This window comes from Burkholderia pyrrocinia (genome assembly GCF_001028665.1).
GTDB classification, from domain to species: Bacteria; Pseudomonadota; Gammaproteobacteria; order Burkholderiales; family Burkholderiaceae; genus Burkholderia; species Burkholderia pyrrocinia.
This window is the reverse complement of record NZ_CP011505.1, coordinates 25,568-41,745: the sequence shown is the minus strand read 5'-3', so window position 1 is coordinate 41,745 and position 16,178 is coordinate 25,568. Positions and strand designations below refer to the sequence as shown.

12 protein-coding genes and 2 pseudogenes are annotated in these 16,178 nt (G+C 61.4%); 6 read left to right on the top strand and 8 right to left on the bottom strand.

The features are described 5' to 3' along the window. Positions 1–52: 52 nt before the first annotated feature. The 4 genes and pseudogenes from ABD05_RS30490 (at position 53) to ABD05_RS30475 (ending at position 5,646) form a co-directional block, all read left to right on the top strand. On the top strand, positions 53–916 hold the full coding sequence (locus tag ABD05_RS30490) for an alpha/beta fold hydrolase (protein ID WP_047903927.1): 864 nt from the start codon (positions 53–55) through the stop codon (positions 914–916). A 111-nt stretch (positions 917–1,027) separates the two neighbouring features. Further along, positions 1,028–2,029: an NADP-dependent oxidoreductase gene (locus ABD05_RS30485; protein ID WP_047903926.1), complete on the top strand. Its 1,002-nt coding sequence runs from the start codon at positions 1,028–1,030 to the stop codon at positions 2,027–2,029. Between the two features lie 787 nt (positions 2,030–2,816). Then, positions 2,817–4,469: pseudogene (locus ABD05_RS30480) on the top strand (GMC oxidoreductase). 214 nt (positions 4,470–4,683) lie between these two features. Continuing rightward, the gene (locus tag ABD05_RS30475) at positions 4,684–5,646 is read left to right on the top strand and encodes an alpha/beta fold hydrolase (RefSeq protein WP_082146292.1); all 963 of its coding nucleotides are present in this window, start codon (positions 4,684–4,686) and stop codon (positions 5,644–5,646) included. A gap of 336 nt (positions 5,647–5,982) precedes the next feature. Here the strand turns inward: ABD05_RS30475 and ABD05_RS30470 are convergent, their stop codons facing one another. The 7 genes from ABD05_RS30470 to ABD05_RS30440 form a co-directional block, all read right to left on the bottom strand. Then, positions 5,983–6,507: a DUF2147 domain-containing protein gene (locus ABD05_RS30470; protein WP_047903925.1), complete on the bottom strand. Its 525-nt coding sequence runs from the start codon at positions 6,505–6,507 to the stop codon at positions 5,983–5,985. A 223-nt stretch (positions 6,508–6,730) separates the two neighbouring features. Further along, a complete protein-coding gene (locus ABD05_RS30465) occupies positions 6,731–7,459 on the bottom strand; it encodes an OmpW/AlkL family protein (RefSeq protein ID WP_047903924.1) in 729 nt (242 codons plus the stop codon). Between the two features lie 246 nt (positions 7,460–7,705). Beyond that, complete coding sequence (locus tag ABD05_RS30460; RefSeq protein ID WP_047903923.1) at positions 7,706–9,370, bottom strand: GMC oxidoreductase; 1,665 nt, start codon at positions 9,368–9,370, stop codon at positions 7,706–7,708. A 120-nt stretch (positions 9,371–9,490) separates the two neighbouring features. Then, positions 9,491–10,357, bottom strand: coding sequence for an SDR family oxidoreductase (locus ABD05_RS30455; protein WP_238594208.1), 867 nt, complete (start codon positions 10,355–10,357; stop codon positions 9,491–9,493). Positions 10,358–10,508: 151 nt separating this feature from the next. Then, positions 10,509–11,969 carry a class I adenylate-forming enzyme family protein gene (locus ABD05_RS30450; protein ID WP_047903922.1) on the bottom strand — a complete coding sequence of 487 codons (1,461 nt, stop codon included), beginning with the start codon at positions 11,967–11,969 and terminating at the stop codon, positions 10,509–10,511. A 41-nt stretch (positions 11,970–12,010) separates the two neighbouring features. Next, positions 12,011–12,943 (bottom strand): alpha/beta hydrolase, encoded by a 933-nt coding sequence (locus ABD05_RS30445; RefSeq protein ID WP_047903921.1) that lies wholly within the window; start codon positions 12,941–12,943, stop codon positions 12,011–12,013. Next, complete coding sequence (locus ABD05_RS30440) at positions 12,940–13,908, bottom strand: enoyl-CoA hydratase/isomerase family protein (RefSeq protein WP_053060040.1); 969 nt, start codon at positions 13,906–13,908, stop codon at positions 12,940–12,942. The genes ABD05_RS30445 and ABD05_RS30440 overlap by 4 nt, the downstream gene beginning before the upstream one ends. 375 nt (positions 13,909–14,283) lie before the next feature. On the opposite strand from ABD05_RS30440, the gene ABD05_RS30435 reads away from it, so the two are divergent. Both ABD05_RS30435 and ABD05_RS36985 read left to right on the top strand, forming a co-directional pair. Further along, positions 14,284–15,003, top strand: a complete 720-nt coding sequence (locus ABD05_RS30435) for a TetR/AcrR family transcriptional regulator (RefSeq protein ID WP_047903920.1) — start codon at positions 14,284–14,286, stop codon at positions 15,001–15,003. Positions 15,004–15,182: 179 nt separating this feature from the next. Continuing rightward, entirely contained in the window at positions 15,183–15,764 is a 582-nt protein-coding gene (locus tag ABD05_RS36985; protein ID WP_082146290.1) for a TetR/AcrR family transcriptional regulator, read from the top strand. Between the two features lie 38 nt (positions 15,765–15,802). Here the strand turns inward: ABD05_RS36985 and ABD05_RS36980 are convergent. Continuing rightward, positions 15,803–16,117 (bottom strand): annotated as a pseudogene (locus ABD05_RS36980) (zinc-binding dehydrogenase); the annotation flags it as partial. Positions 16,118–16,178: the final 61 nt, after the last annotated feature.

The window sequence follows — 16,178 nt, the reverse complement described above, 5'->3', positions numbered from 1 at the left end:
TCGCACTATCGACAACCCATCCGCGGCCGGAAGCCAACGCGAGGAGTCGGCGATGATCCGTTCCGACCTGCCTGCGAAATCGGGCGCCTCCTACGCCCATACTCCGAATCGCTCGATCGAGGTCGAAGGCACCACCTTCGCCTACCGTGAACTAGGCTCGCAGGGCGGCGTGCCCCTGATCCTGCTCAACCATTGGGGCGCGGTCCTTGACAACTTCGATCCGCGGATCGTCGATGGCCTGGCCAGCGGGCATCGAGTCATCGCGACCGACTACCGCGGAATCGGTGCGTCCGGCGGTTCGGCGCCCTTGACAATCGACGAAATGGCACGCGACACGATCGCCTTGATCCGAAAGCTGGGTTTCGAGCAGGTCGACCTGCTCGGCTTCTCGCTGGGCGGATTCGTCGCACAGGACGTCGTGATGAAGGCGCCGGACCTCGTGAGCAAGCTCATCCTCACCGGCACGGGGCCAGCCGGTGGCCAAGGCATCGACCAGGTAGGGGCGGTCTCGTGGCCGCGAATCCTCAAGGGGCTGCTCACGCTGCGCGATCCCAAGTACTACTTGTTCTTTACGTCGACGGCGAATGGCCGGCGGGCCGCGAGTGCCTTCCTGAAGCGGCTGAAGGAGCGCAAGACCGATCGTGACAAAGGCCCTGCGCCCAGCGCGTTTCTGCGCCAACTCCAGGCGATCAAGGCATGGGGCCGCCAGACGCCGCAGGATCTGGGCAGCATTCGCATTCCAGTGCTGATCGCAAACGGCGACAACGACGCGATGGTTCCCACCGCCAACAGCCGCGACATGGCCCGCCGGATTCCGAACGCGCACCTGATCATCTACGAAGACGCCGGGCACGGAGGTATCTTCCAGTATCACGCCGACTTCGTGTCGAAGGCGCTGGATTTCCTCAATGGATGACGCGACCTTGGTGCGAACCTGGATCAGGGGAGTGACTGATCTCTCGACATCACCTGCACGCAAGCTATTGCGCTTCAGTTCAATTCAAACATTCCGGAAGAACAGAATCAAATGAAAGCCTTCGTTATTGATCGTTACGGCAAAAAAGAGATCGGTCGGATTGCGACGATGCCGGAACCGAAATTGCGGGACGACGACGTTCTGATCCAGGTCCACGCAGCGGGCGTCAATGTGCTGGATTCCAAGATCAGGAGCGGCGAGTTCAAGATGATCCTCCCCTATCCCATGCCATTGATTCTCGGCAACGATGTGGCTGGCACGGTCGTGCGAGTGGGCCCCCGTGTCCGACGCTTCAAGCCGGGTGACGAGGTGTATGCGCGTCCGGACCAGGACCGCATCGGAACCTTCGCCGAGTTCATTGCAGTCAAGGAATCGTCTCTGGCATTCAAACCCGAGAACCTGACCATGGAAGAAGCTGCGTCTGTCCCGCTGGTAGGGCTGACCGCATGGCAGGTGCTGGTCGAAACGGCAAAGCTGAAGAAAGGACAAAAGGTATTGATCCACGCCGGCTCCGGCGGTGTCGGCACCATCGCTATTCAGTTGGCCAAGCATCTCGGCGCCTTCGTCGCCACGACCACCAGCACCGGCAATATCGCGTGGGTCAAGGGGTTGGGTGCCGATGTCGTGATCGACTACAAGAAGCAGGATTTCGCAGCCGAGCTGCGCGACTACGATGTGGTGCTGAACAGCCTCGGCAACGATGTGCTGGAAAAATCGCTCCAGGTGCTTAAGCCTGGTGGGCACCTCATCTCCATCTCGGGCCCGCCAACTCCCGAATTCGCGGCCGAACAGGGATTGTCCTGGCCGTTGAAGCAGGTGCTGCGCCTGTTGAGTCGCAGTATTCGGAACAAGGCTGGAAAGCGCGGCATAAGCTACTCGTTCGTTTTCATGCGCGCCGAAGGTCGACAGCTTGGCGAACTCACGTCCCTGATCGAAGCCGGAGTGATTCGCCCGATAGTAGATCGTGCGTGGCCGCTCTACGCAACTGCAGAAGCTTTGACTTACGTCGACCAAGGACGCGCAAAGGGTAAAGTCGTGATCACGGTCAAGTGAGCGTCGGCTGACACGGTGCCTGGACAATCGCGGCACCCTCACCGCGACTCGACCTCCTCGCAAAGGACACCGCTGATGCTTCCGCATTCTGCGGCCCCTCCTCGGTTTCGCCAGTTCGCGACCGACGCAGGGCGGCTCCGCCTCGATTTCCGTCGGTGGCTGCTGGTCCTGACCGACTTTCTCCAATTCCTCCTTTGGCGGCACACGCCCAGTTCGCCAGCGTCGGGGGCGGCGACATCGGCCGCGACGCCGCCGCCATTCCCCGCGATGGCCGACGCGCAGCGCCCTCATTGCAGCGGTGAAGCAGTCACGCATGATCGAGGCTACCGGTTGAGCAGCGTCATATTCCGCGCGACGGCTGACTTAAACGGCAGCACCGTCGCGAAACGCCGTGCCTCCCATGTCGCAGCCGGGCCGAGATGTTTCTCCTGACTTGCTTTCTGATTCCCTTGAATTATTGGCTATACTATTTGTATAGTCGCAAGACTATATTACATATATAGTTGCTGGCGTGGCAGAAACCTGAGGGCTCGGCAACGTCGGCTTTCAAGGGTGAACGTGCATGCTGGAGGATTGGCGACAGGTTCTCGCTGACGATACGACATCGACAGCCGTGCCAGCCTGGTATGTAGATAGTTGTCCTATTGTTTTAGACGAAGACTGGCAAGGTTCGCGGCCTCGCTACTTTTAGCGCCCCCCCATCACTACAACGGAGACGAACCATGAAAATATTGCGTACCGATTCTCGTGTCGGGAGCAACACCCGTGCGGATTCGAGGTGTCAGCGATGAGGGCTTCCTGCGATTTCGATTACATCGTCATCGGCTCAGGCTTCGGCGGTAGCGTGTCGGCCTGCCGGCTGACCGAAAAGGGCTATTCCGTCGCGGTCATGGAGATGGGCCGGCGTTGGGAGGCAGAAGATTTTCCGAGGACCAACTGGGATGCGCGGCGCTGGATGTGAAAACCGGGAATGAAGATGTACGGGTTCTACAACATGCGCATTTTTCGCCACGTCATGGTCTTGAGCGGCAACGCGGTCGGCGGCGGCTCCATCACGTATGCAAACGCGTTGCTGATCCCGCCAGACAAAGTCTGGGAGGAAGGTACCTGGGCTGGCCTGAAGGACTGGAAACGCATCATGCCGCAGTACTATGCAATCGCGGAAAATATGCTGGGCGTGACCGAAAACGCGATTCTGGGCGAGGCTGACCTGCGCCTCAAGAAGATGGCGGACCTGCAAGGCGTCGGGAACACGTTCCACAGCGGCCGCGTCGCAACCTTCTTTGCGCCAGCAGGCGAGGACGGAGGAAAGACTTATCCCGATCCGTATTTCGGCGGTGCAGGCCCCGAGCGCGGAACCTGCGTCGGGTGCGGCGGCTGCATGGTGGGCTGCAAGCATAACGCCAAGAACACGCTCGACAAAAATTATCTGTACTTCGCGGAAAAGCGTGGCGCGAAGGTTTATGACGAAACGAGAGTGGTGGACGTGCGCCCGCTCAATGGTAAGGAAGACGGAAGCGACGGCTACGAGGTTTTCACCGAGCGATCGACCGCGTGGCTTGACAAGCGGCGGCGCAGTTTTCGCTGCCGCGGCGTGATATTCGCCGCTTCGTCGCTGGGTACGATGGAGCTATTGTTTCGGCTCAAGCAGAGCGGCGCCCTGCCGCGCATCAGTAATGACCTCGGCAAGCGCGTACGCACCAACGCCGAGTCCCTCGTCGGCGTGCGATTCCCTGCCAACGACAAGAGCATGTCGCCCGGCGTCGCAGGCGGAGCTGGCGTTTACATCGACGAGCGCACCCACATTGGCGCGGTGCGTTATCCGGAAGGTTCGGACGCGACTGGGCTGATGATGACCTTACTAACCGGCGGGCGCGCCGGATGGACGCGGATTCTTACCTGGCTATGGACGCTGCTGATCCATCCCGTGAAGGCAATGCGAGTGCACAACCCGTTCGGGTTCGCACGCCAGACGGTCCTGTTCGTCGTGATGCAGACGGCAGACGCGTTTATCAACATGCAGTTCAAACGACGTTGGTATTGGCCGTTTGCAAAGCGGCTGCGCAGCGAGGGAGATCGGATTCCCACGTTCATTCCCGAAGCAAATGCCTTCGTGGAAAAGGGTGCAAAAGCATTGGGGGGCATCCCCACGACCTTGTTGACCGAGATCCTGTTCAATATCCCCACGACAGCGCACTGCATGGGCGGCTGTGCGATGGCGGACTCTCCCGCCCACGGCGTGATGGACGCTCAGAATCGCGTCTTCGGTTACCGGAACATGTTGATCTGCGACGGATCGATGCTCAGCGCCAATCTCGGCGTGAACCCAAGCCTGACCATCACCGCGCTTACGGAACACGCGATGTCCCACATTCCAGAGAAACCGCTCGCCGCAGTGTCGGCTCCAGGTGCTCCACATGACTCATTCCTCCACGTCTAAGACCAACCTGCTGTACAAGCCAACACACCTGCCCAATAGTGGCGTGCACAGTAGCGTCTCGCCAGATCGCCAGTGATCGCCGATTTTTCCATCCACGCGTGGCGATGTCGGCTTTCCCGCGACAGCCCGCGACGCCATCAATTAACTGACGCGCAAGTGGTTAAGGCTGCTAATCGCCGGCATAGATAAACATCCCGTCCCGGAGATCAATGTAATGCGCCACCTATTGAAGATAAGTGTCATCAGACTCCTTTTCGCCGCAGCCCTCATCTCTTCTGCGGCAACTGCGGCCGATACTTCACCAGACAGCGCGCAGATGAGCCCGCTGCCAATGGAGTTGGATGTCGACTGGAAAAGCGTACCAACGAAGACAATTTCCGCAGGCGGAGTGGATTTCGCGTACCGGGAACTCGGGAAACGCAACGGCGGCACGCCGGTGGTGTTTCTAACTCACCTAGCCGCCGTGCTGGACAATTGGGATCCTCGGGTCGTAGACGGCTTTGCAGCAACACATTACGTGGTCGCGTTTGACAATCGTGGCGTCGGCGCTTCAAGTGGCTCACCGTCAAATTCGATCGAGCAGATGGCTGACGACGCCATCGCTTTTATCAAGGCCATGGGATTTGAGCAGGTAGACCTCTTCGGATTCTCAATGGGTGGGATGATCGCCCAGGAAATCGCGCTGAAGGAGCCTCGACTTGTCCGCAAGATGATTCTCGCCGGGACCGGGCCTGCTGGAGGAGCAGGCATCAGTTCGGTATCCGGTGTGACCTTCTACGACATGCCCCGGGGTTTCTTTAGCGGACAGGATCCGAAGCAGTATCTTTTCTTCACCCGCACGCCAGCCGGCATAGAGGCCGGCAAGGCATTCCTTGCCCGATTGAAGGAACGCTCGGAGAACCGTGACAAGGAAATCACCGTGACCGCGTTTCTGGCTCAGTTGGAGGCGATCAGGTCCTGGGGGCAGAAAGAACCCTCGGACCTGTCCGTCGTGAAGTGCCCCGTGTTCGTCGTCAACGGCGATAGCGACCGGATGGTACCGAGCAAGAATTCCGAAGACCTAGCGCGACGTCTGTCAAACAGCAGTCTCGTCATTTATCCGGATTCCGGCCACGGCGCGGTGTTTCAGTTCCATGACGACTTTGTACCGAAAGCGCTCGAGTTTCTGGCTCGGTAGTCCATCAAGACAGCTCGCAGTTCGGCTGCTCAATATCCTCCACCTTTCCTCGCAATTGCGGTTTCCATGCCGTACTTTGGAATCTGTCTGGAGCGCCGATCTATCCGGGCCGGCGTCTCCTGCCTCCCAAGCGCGATCATGTTTCCGGATGCACGATGATCTTGCCCATCACCTCTCGGGCCGCCATCCTGGCCATGTCAGGTTGCCCCGGCCTGCGTCGCGATAACGGCGCGGTGACGCGATTCGGACAGCGCTCACATGCGTTTTGATTGGACAGGGAGCGGGCGTGACGCCATGCACCCGACATGTGCGACGCGCTGCTCGCTGTCCACGAAGTCAGTTCTGCGCGCCCGATTCGGCGACATCGCCATGGCGGGTCCAAATCTGCGAGCGGCCCAGCAACGACACGCCAATATAGCCGCGCACCACGAGCTTCTGCCCCCCGGCCTCGACACGCATCTTGCAGCTGTACTCGTTGCCGTTCATCGGATCGAGGATCCTGCCACCGTCCCATCCGTCGCCTTGTTTCCGCATACCCCGGACGACGGTCATGCCCAGGATCTTCTGGTCCTTGCGTTCATCCGTACACTGCGTGCAGCGGCGCTCGGGCGAGTCGTTTGCATTCAGTCCCTTGATTATCTTGCCGCTGAGCGTACCGTCACCGTTCTGCGCAATCTGTACCAGTGCGGTGGGCTGGTGAGTGTGATCGTCGATCGTCTGCCATATGCCGACCGGCGTGCCGGAAACGTCGGCAAAAACCGGCATCGCACATGTCAGCAGTGCGCCTGCGATTGTCATGCTTGCCCAGCCGCGCTTGACTGCGCCGGCAGGCTTTGTGTCGACATGGTTCGAAGAATGCATAACGCGTCATCCTGTTGGGTTATTCGTCCGCCGCTTTGTTCGAGCGGCGGCATGCGGTTGGCAAAATGTCGCGCGCCCCGCGAATTCGAAATGGAGACGCACGAACGAGGGTTTCATCGGCATGCCGCACCACGACCGGCACGAGCCTGCCGCTCGCTTTCCGCGCTCGATTCATGCGGTAGGGGACACGGGGTGTCCCCGCCTCGTACGACACGAGTGATCATCAAAACCGATACCCGACGGATACAAACGAAACGACAGGATTGAGCTTGAGCTTCGTACTGCTGGTCACGACGCCACGCGGCGACTGCGTCGTCAGCGTGGCCCTGGAAGAAAGCCACATATAGGAGAGCGATGCATCGACCGACCAGTGCTTGTTGATGTTGTAGCTGAGTCCCGCATTGATAACCGGCGCGAACGAACTGCTCAGCCTTGCGGTGGTCGGTCCTTCCAGCGCGTGACCGAACGTCGGCGAATACAGGAAAGCACCGCTGGCAGTCGCAGGTTCCAGTTTCACTCCGCTGAACCAGACGTACGACGCGCCCGCGCCAAGGTAAGGACGAAATTTGCTCGTGGCATCGTTGAAGAAGTACTTCAGTAGCAGCGCCGGGCTCCACTCGTATGCAGAACCGATCCGGCCGAGCGCACTGAGGGATCCCGTGCCCGTCAGCCGGTACTTCGGTGGTATGCCGAGCGCGGCGCCTGCGGCAATGTGATCGGTGATGAAGTAGGTCGCGGTGAGCCCGAAGGTATCCGAATCGTCGACCGACGCGCCAGTGCCTGCAACGGTCGCGCTCGTGCCGAATGCGGAAACCGTGAGCGGTCGGCTGGAATCCTGCAGCGCGAAGTGAAACCAGCCGGCGTTCACGACGAGGTCTCCCGCACTCTGCGCGTGCGCAGTCGTGGTCGTCAGCAGCACGGCGGTAATTGCAAAAGCTCCATTCTTCAACATCCTGTCTCCTCCGGTTTTGGCATATGTGACTGATTGAGTGAAGCGGCACGGCGATTGCGAGGTTGGCCGGCCGGCGCTATCCAGCGCGCATCGACATGCGTCCGCAATTTTTTGCCGTGGTTTGCCATCGCACGACACTCGGTGAATGTGCCGATCAACTTTCGATGACAATCGACGATCCGATTCGGTGAGTCACGTCACGCGAAGCCCACGCGTGACACGTCCGGCTTCATCCGGCGACTTCGTTCATCGCGCGGCCTCGCGCTCGGACGATCCATCGAGCTGCTCCGGGCTCGCTGCCGGTATCTGCGCCATCGCGTACTCGGCGAGTGCCGTTATCGTCAATGCCGGGTTGACTCCGGGATTGGCCGGCATTGCCGCACCGTCGCATACCAGCAAGTTCCGATATCCGAACACGCGCATGTGCCTATCGACCACGCCGCACGCGGAACTTGCGCCGATGACGGCGCCGCCCAGCACATGGGCAGTGGTCGGGATGTTGGCCAGCGCTTCCAGAACGTTGCTTTGAGCAACACCGCCGGTGCGGCTGGCCAGCCATTGGGCTGCCCGATTGCCGATTTCGATGTACGTCGGATTGGGGCGGTCGCGATTCTGTTCGGTTGAGAGGCGGTAACCCCGCCCTATCCACCGCTTCCTCGCGCGCAGCACGATCGCGTTGTCCAGCGCCTGCATCACCAGCAGCGTGACCATGTGGCGGCTCCATCCCGCCGGCCACAACGTCCTGAGCCACTGCAGCGGATGCCGGGCGATGTTGGCGAGCCATTTCAACGGCCGGGTCAGGCGATTGCCGTTGCCGACCAGGACCGTGTACATCAGGCCCATGAGGTCGGCGTGGCGGCCATACGTGAGGAACTCGATCTGGGTATCGTCGTCCAGGCGCACACTGCTGCTGGCCGTGACGTCGTTCCAGGTCTTCAGATCCTTGGGAAGACGGACATTCAGCACCGACTCGCTGTTGGTGCGCGCCAGCTCGCCGAGGCGGTTGCTGATCCGCGGCAGCGAGCCGCTGAGCTTGCAGGTGGCAAGCAGCTCGTTGGTCCCCAGTGTCCCGCCCGCAAAAACCACGCCACGCGCGGTATGCACCTTGCGATCCCGGCGGACCAGTAAAGCGCCGGGGCGTTGCGTGACCACACGATACCCGTCGCTGCCGTCGGCGGCCCTCAGCGGACTCACGTCGACGACCTCGCGCTCGGCTGCGATCCGCACGCCGAGCCGCTCTGCGAACCACAGGTAGTTCTTCGTCAACGTATTCACGGCACCGACCCGACATCCCACCATGCAGGCGCCGCAGCGCGTGCAACCGGTGCGATCAGGGCCTTCTCCCCCGAAATACGGATCCTTGACAGTCTTGTCCGGTTCTCCGAAATACACCCCGGTGGGAGAGAGAACGAAGCCGTCCTCTTTGCCGAAGTGCCGCGCCATTTCCCGTGCCAAACGCTGATTGGTCGAGTCGAACGGCACGGTCCTGGCGCCGAGCATGTGCTCGGCCACCGCGTAGTGCGGTTCGAGCAGTCGCTCCCAGTCACCGAGTTCTCGCCACTGCGAATCGTCGAAGAAGCGCCGACGGGCACGGTACAACACGCCACCGTAGACGGTGCTGCCGCCGCCGACCGCCGACTGGCTGGGAAAGAACACATGGCGAAACACGCGCATGCGCATGACGCCCTTCAGGCCGAGCATGGGTGCCCACAGGAACCTGCCGAGTTGCCACGCGGATTCGGGCAGGTCTTCGTCGCGAAAGCGCCGGCCGCGCTCGATTACGCCAACTCGATAGCCCTTCTCCGCCAGGCGCAGCGCCGAAACACTGCCGCCGAATCCTGAACCGATCACAATCCAGTCGTAATCGAATGTAGTGCTAATCAAATTAAATTCCCCTTCTCCATGTTTCATCGGGCGCTGCTTTCCCGGCAGGCAATCCGGGACATCCACGATCCGGCCTCGAACCTCAACGTGTTGTCGGCCACGCGAATGCAATCGAATCGACGCGCGAGCACCGGATCGAGGTTCCGCTCACTGCGCAATGCGCCGGACGACCCACCGCGTGAGTGCGGACGGCGCGAGTCGCGTGGCGAGCGCCAGCATTCCCGCTTGCAAGCCGACGGTCCAGTGAGTTCGATGGAACAAGCTTCTGCTCGTCGCGCAGGCCCACACGGTTGCCGCGACGTCGGCCGGCACGAGCCGAATCCCGAGCGATTTCGCGCTATGGAGCTGGTTGAAGCCGTCAGCCATCGCGGTGTTGACGAAGCTCGGCCAGATATCGCTCACGCGGATGCCGAATTCGGCCCACTCGAGATCGAGCCCTTCGGTGAATCCACGCACGGCGAATTTGGTGCTCGAGTAGGTCGCGAGCGCCGGTTGGCCATAGATCGCAGTCGCCGAAGCGATATTGATGACATGGGAACGTGGCGTTTCTCGCAGATACGGGAACGCACTATGGCAGCCAGTAACCATGCCCCGGACGTTGACGTTCAGCATCGCGTAGTGTCGGGTCAACGGTACGTCCTCGAATCGCCCGGACGTGAGTATTCCGGCGTTGTTGAGCAGCACGTCGAGCCGTCCACCACTGCTCGTCCAGAATGACGAAAGCGCTCGCTGCCATGCTTGCGGATCGCTCACGTCCAGTGCGCCAGAAACTGCATTGCGCTGGCCCAGGGTGGCAGCGACTGTGGCTGCGCCGTCCGCGTCGATGTCGTACAGGCCGACAAACCATCCGTGCCGCGCAAACAGCTCGGCGCACGCGCGGCCGATCCCCGAAGCTGCGCCTGTCACGAAGATCGAGGGTCGGGCGTCCGGACTGCGGGCGTCAACTGGCGGCCACGGCGCTCGACGGTCGTGCGCCACGGTGAAGTGCGTCTTCATGTCGATAGGCTCTTTCATCGGTCGGATATCCAGAAACAGTGCGGCAAGGAGCGCGATAACACGTGTCGGACAGAGTGCGGGCCGGGTTACCACGGTCGCGGTGATCGTCAACGCGCCTGTGGCGCGTTCCCTCTCGAGGCAAGCGCCGTTCCCGGCTTGCCAGGCAGGGTCATCTGCTGGCGGTCGACCACATGTCGCGCAGCTTCAGCTTGTCGATCTTCCCCACCGCGTTCTTGGGGAGGCTGTCGACGACGTTGATCGCCACGGGTCGCTTGTAGCGCGTCAAACGGACCGCGCAGTGTTCCCGTAGTTCGGCCTCCACGCACGTGAATCCCGGGCGGGATGCGACGTAGGCAATGACGATTTCGCCGAACGTCTCGTCGGCGGCGCCGATCACCGCCGCTTCGAGCACGCCCGGGAATTCGGACAACGCGTCTTCGATTTCCTTCGGATAGATGTTTTCGCCGCCGCGAATGATCATCTCTTTCAAGCGTCCGACGATGGAAAGGTAACCGTCCTCGTCAATACGCCCGATGTCACCCGTGTGCAGCCAGCCGTCAACAATGGTCTTCGCCGTTTCCTCGGGCCTGCCGAGATAGCCGCGCATGATGTTGGGGCCCTGGATCAGCACTTCGCCAGTCGAACCCTGCGGTAAGTGCGTTCCGTCCGGATCGGCGATCGCAATCCGTTGACCGGCGAAAGGCAGGCCAACCGTACCGGCCTTGCGCACGCCGTCGAACGGGTTGATGGTCGAGCCACAGGTGCCTTCGGACAGTCCGTACCCTTCGATCAACGGAAACCCGTAGCGGGTCTCGAAGCTTTTCAGTAGATCCGCAGGCGCGGGTGCCGCGCCGCAGATCCCGTACCGCAGGCTCGACGTGTCGGGTTTGACATGGTCTGGCAGCGCGTTGAGCAGCGCGTAGATCGTCGGTACGCCGGAAAAGAACGTCGGTCGACATCGCTCGACATCGTCAAAGAATGTGTCGATGTCAAACCGCTCGCGCAGCATGACGCGGCCACCGGCGAGAAGCGGCATGAGGGTACTGACCATGATGCCGTTGACATGGAACAGCGGCAAAACCAGCATGCTGTGGTCCGCCGACGTGACGTCGAGCGAGCGCAGTCCCATTTCCGACATGGCTTCGACGTTGGCATGATCCAGCATCACGCCCTTGGGTAGGCCGGTCGTGCCGCTCGTGTAGATCAGCAATGCCAGTGCCGCAGGATTGTCGAACGGCTCCCGGGTGTCGCGCGCTACCCTCCGCAGTGCTGCAACCGCCACGGAATTAATACCGGGAACGACCTCGTCACCGGCCACGTCGATGACGAGCTTCGCGCCGGAATCGACGATTTGATGGGTGGCCTCCTTGCTCGTCAGACTGGGCTTGACAGGCGTGACTGCAGCGCCCAGACGCCATGCGGCGAACATCGCCACGACGAACTCCACCCGGTTCGGCAGCATGACCGCGACGACGTCTCCCGCCCCTACGCCCAGATTCGCGAACACCTCTGCCGCCTCGACGACCCGGGCGTGAAACTCCCTGTTGGACAGGGCGGTAGAGGCATCCGCGATACATGGCGCGTCGGGCGCCGACGCCGCGCGCAGGTCGGGAAGTTTGGAAAAGCGCATCTTTGCTCTCTCTAGGTAGTTGGGTACGTTTGGCGTCCGAATCAGCGCGCCGAGGATCCGAGCAGGTGTTCGGTCAAGAAGCGAACCTGGTCAGACACCAGGCGTTCGAAGGGCTCGCCCAGATAGAAGTCGAAATGTCCGGCACCGTACAGCTTGATTTCGCCGCGCGGCGCGTGCTTGACCAGCGCGATGGTCCGATCCGCCGGAGTAACCGTATCCGTCGTGCTGACACAAAACAGGATGGGCGACCGGACCTTCGCAGCCGAGCGTCCGGGCCGGTAAGTCGCAATTTCAGGAATCACTCTCGCCGATACGTGATTGACGAACTTCAACCCCTTGGGCACCAGCGCCAGATAACCCGACAGCGCATCGTGTGCGTTCATCAATGCCGGCTGGCCGGGCGTGGCGGCTATCGGCACCATCACGGGCGGACGGCCAAACAGCTTCGCCGCGAAATCACGCATGACGACAGGGGTCATGCGCATCGATGCCCGCACGCCCAACGCAACCGCGGAGGCCAGACCGTCTGTAAACGGACACTGGCTAATCGCTGCCAGCAGTTCGGGATGACGGCTGGCCACGCGAATGGCGTGCCCCCCGCCGAACGAACTCCCCCAGATCGCGACGCGGTTTCCGTCGACGTCGGCACACCCTTTGACGAAATTCAGTGCCGCGTCCCAGTCGGCAAGCTGACGTTTCACAGACATCAGTTGCCTGGGTGTGCCGCCGCTGTCGCCGAAATAGCGATACGTGAACGCCAATGCGGCCATGCCTGCCGCTGCAAACCGTTCGGAATAGGCATCCAAACGCATTTCTCGAACCGCGCCGAGCCCGTGCCCGAGCACGACGACCGGCGGCCGCTTCACGCCGACCGGCAGGTAGAGCCACGCCGTGCAGTAAGTTTCGCCGGAGACGAACTGCACTTCCCGGCGCGTGAACCGGTGAGGCGTCTGTGGGATTGAAAGGGTGCTCATTGTTTTGAACCATTGCTGTGCAAAGGGAAACGGCCGCTCTCGAGCGCTTCCTTGTAGACGGCCGGGTCGTACAACGGCAGATCACCGTCGCGAGCGGTACGCTCGAGGTATTCGACCATCAAGGATTGCGCGGTCTCGGTCGGCGAGATAGAAATGAATTCCGTGCGCTCGACATGCAGGCCTTCCTCAAGCGACATGGAGCCGCCGAGGTACACCGCCCGTTTGATCGCTGCGATTGCGTCACGTGGACGGGAACTCATGTATCGCGCAAGTTCGACGGCCCGATCGAGTAGTTCGTCGGGCGATACCACTTCATCAACGAGGCCGATTTCGAGCGCCTTTCTCGGCTGCACCGGGCGCCCCTCGAGCATCATCATGAGGGCGCGATGGGCGCCCACCAGTCGAGTCAGGCGTTGCGTGCCGCCGCCGCCGGGATTGATTCCGAGCAGTATTTCCGGCTGCCCGATGAAGAAATCACCATCCGCCATCAGGCGGACGTCGCACGCCTGCGCAAGCTCGCTGCCCAGGCCGAGCGCCGACCCGTTGAGCGCGGCAACGAAGATGATCCCGCACCGATTCATCCGCAGGAACGTGTCGTGCAATGCATCCAGTTGCATCCCGCCCTCCATCGGCGTGACGGAGGCGACGGCCGCCAGCGGAGGCACGCGTCGAACTGCGGCGGAAGCGCGCGCGATCGCGGAGGCAAGACCCAGCCCCACTTCCGGTATGCTCTTGCCACCCTCCTGCAGCCAGCGAACGTCCGCGTGGCCGATGAATCGCCCCGGATGCGTTCCTGTCAGGACGACTGCCTTGACGGAATCGTCAGATTCCACCTTGTCCACCAGCGCGGCGAGCGCGTTGGCCATGTTCAGTCCCATCAGCCCCAGCGGACCGCCGTCCAGCCGCACGATCAATACGGTGCCTCGGGCTTCGATATCGAGGCGCCCGGGCATCGCAGGTGTCATTTTCATCTCCGAATCCTCTGAAACTTGAAGAGCCGATACGCTCTTCGTGGGTCGATCACGGCACGCGCCTCTCGAGGCGGCTTCGATTCGATGATCGAAATTCGCGCTGTTGCAAGCATTCGCCGCTGGTTCCACGTGGCAGACAATGACAGCCTTCAGCGTCGCATTGGCTGCGCGAAGGGAAAGCGCCGACACAGCGAATTCAAGCGTTCTTCCCTACCGTTTCGCATTACTTAATACCAAGCCAATGCTGCTTTATCTGTCATCGATGGCTGCGTAACGGGCATGACGTCCATGCAGCCTTTTGCCCGCTCGAGGTCACTGCCTATAACTTCGTTATTTGGTAGAATAACTTCGTTATGAGGCCTCCGCAATATGTCCACTGATAGGTCAAACCCTGATGTCCGCACCCGTCTCATCGAAGCAACGATTCGTTTGCTTGCGACGAACGGGCCCTCCGAAGTCAAGGCGCGCTCGGTATCGAACGAAGCAGGCCTGTCGACGATGGGTGTTTACAACTACTTCGGCGGTGTTCCGGAGTTGCTTCGGGCCGTTGCCGACGAGGGGCTCCGAAGGCTGGCCGCCGCCTTCGAACAGGTTCCGAAAACGGACGATCCGTTGGCCGATCTGTGCGCGATGGCGCTGGCGCACCGGGATGCCGCGAGACGCAATGCGCATTTGTACGACTTGATGTTCGGCCTCTCAATTCACAGCAGATATGGTCCGGCTCGGGTCGGCGCGAGCGCGGTCCCGAGCGTACATTCGCCAGCGTTCAAGGCGGCATTCGCCCTTCTGGTCGATACATGCGCTCGTCTGGTGGAAACCGGGTGCGTGCGGCAAACCAATCCCGTTCACATCGGCCTGCAACTTTGGGGCGCGGTGCATGGATTCGTCACGCTCGAGCTGGCGGGTCACTTTGCCGACGTGGCGGATCCGCCTTCGGAGATCCTGGTGCCGATGTGCAACAACCTGGTCGTCGGCCTCGGCGCGACGCGCGCAAGCGTCGAGGCCGCCACGAGCCGCGTCGTAGGCATGCGGGCGAGCACGCAGGAAGTCGAATCGACCGCGCCGACACGTAAGCGAAGAGCGACCTGACACGACCAGGCATCCCGGGCCGGATTGCTCGTTCGGCCCCACGGCATGGGGCTTTACCCTCCCGGCGAGCGGGAGCGTCGGCAGGACGCCCGACGATCCGAGACGGGGGCGCCCGTTGATCCACGTTCGGACGCGGAACTGATATATGATGCACATCATATCAACACGCAGCTGTTGCCATGCCACGAACCGCACCCGGACGCAAAGAACTGACCCACCAACGCATCGTCGAAGCCGCCGCGCGCGCGATCCGACGCAGCGGCTACGGCGGTACGGGTGTCGCCGACATCATGAAAGAAGTGGGCCTGACACACGGCGGGTTCTATGCGCACTTCGCTTCTCGCGAGGCGATGTTGGCTGAGGCGGCGGACCGCGCGGGTGCGGAAGCCCTCGCCGCGTCGGCTAGCATCGCGGCTTGCTCCCCCCCAGAACAAGCATTGGCGTCGCTTGTCCGTGCTTATCTTTCCAAAGAGCACGTCGAAAACCCCGAGCTTGGGTGCCCTGTCGTTGCCCTCGGCTCGGAAATGCCGCGTCAGGCGCCCGAGGTTCGGCGTGTATCCACTCGACGCATCAAGGAAATGATCGATCTTGTTGCTCGCCAGTCGCCTGACTGGGGGCAACCCGGCGCGCATGAAACTGCGCTCGTTACCGTAGCCACGATGGTCGGAGCGATACTGTTGGCGCGTGCGGTTGACGACCCCAAGCTTTCGGATGCACTGCGAGAAGCAACGTTGAAGCATCTTGCCCCAAACGTCACTTGAGGACATTCGTTCTCGAACTTGTGCCGGAAGCCCAGGTGACGCACGAATAGGAATGAGTAAGTGACTTCCCGCTTTTTCGCAAGGCGCGTGATCTTGCGGCTCATCAAGCCGAACACGAACGTCAGGAAGAAGTTCAGTCGTCGAGCGCGAGCGAATGCTGCGTCCAGCGGACCGACCAGAGAAACCGTCGTGCCCCGCGGCTTGAGGACATCGATGGCGTTCTCTAACGCATCACCCCTGACCGTGCCACGCACCGCATCGTAGCCGCGCAGCACTTTCTCGAATCTGTAGTCGACCACCTCGTCTTCGCGGAGGCTGCTCATCAGTTCGACGTTGCCCGTGCTGGTGGTGGTGTGCGCTTCTTGACACTGCGGTTCGCGTCGCGGGTCGCGACTCAAGTGCTCGGCAGGCCGC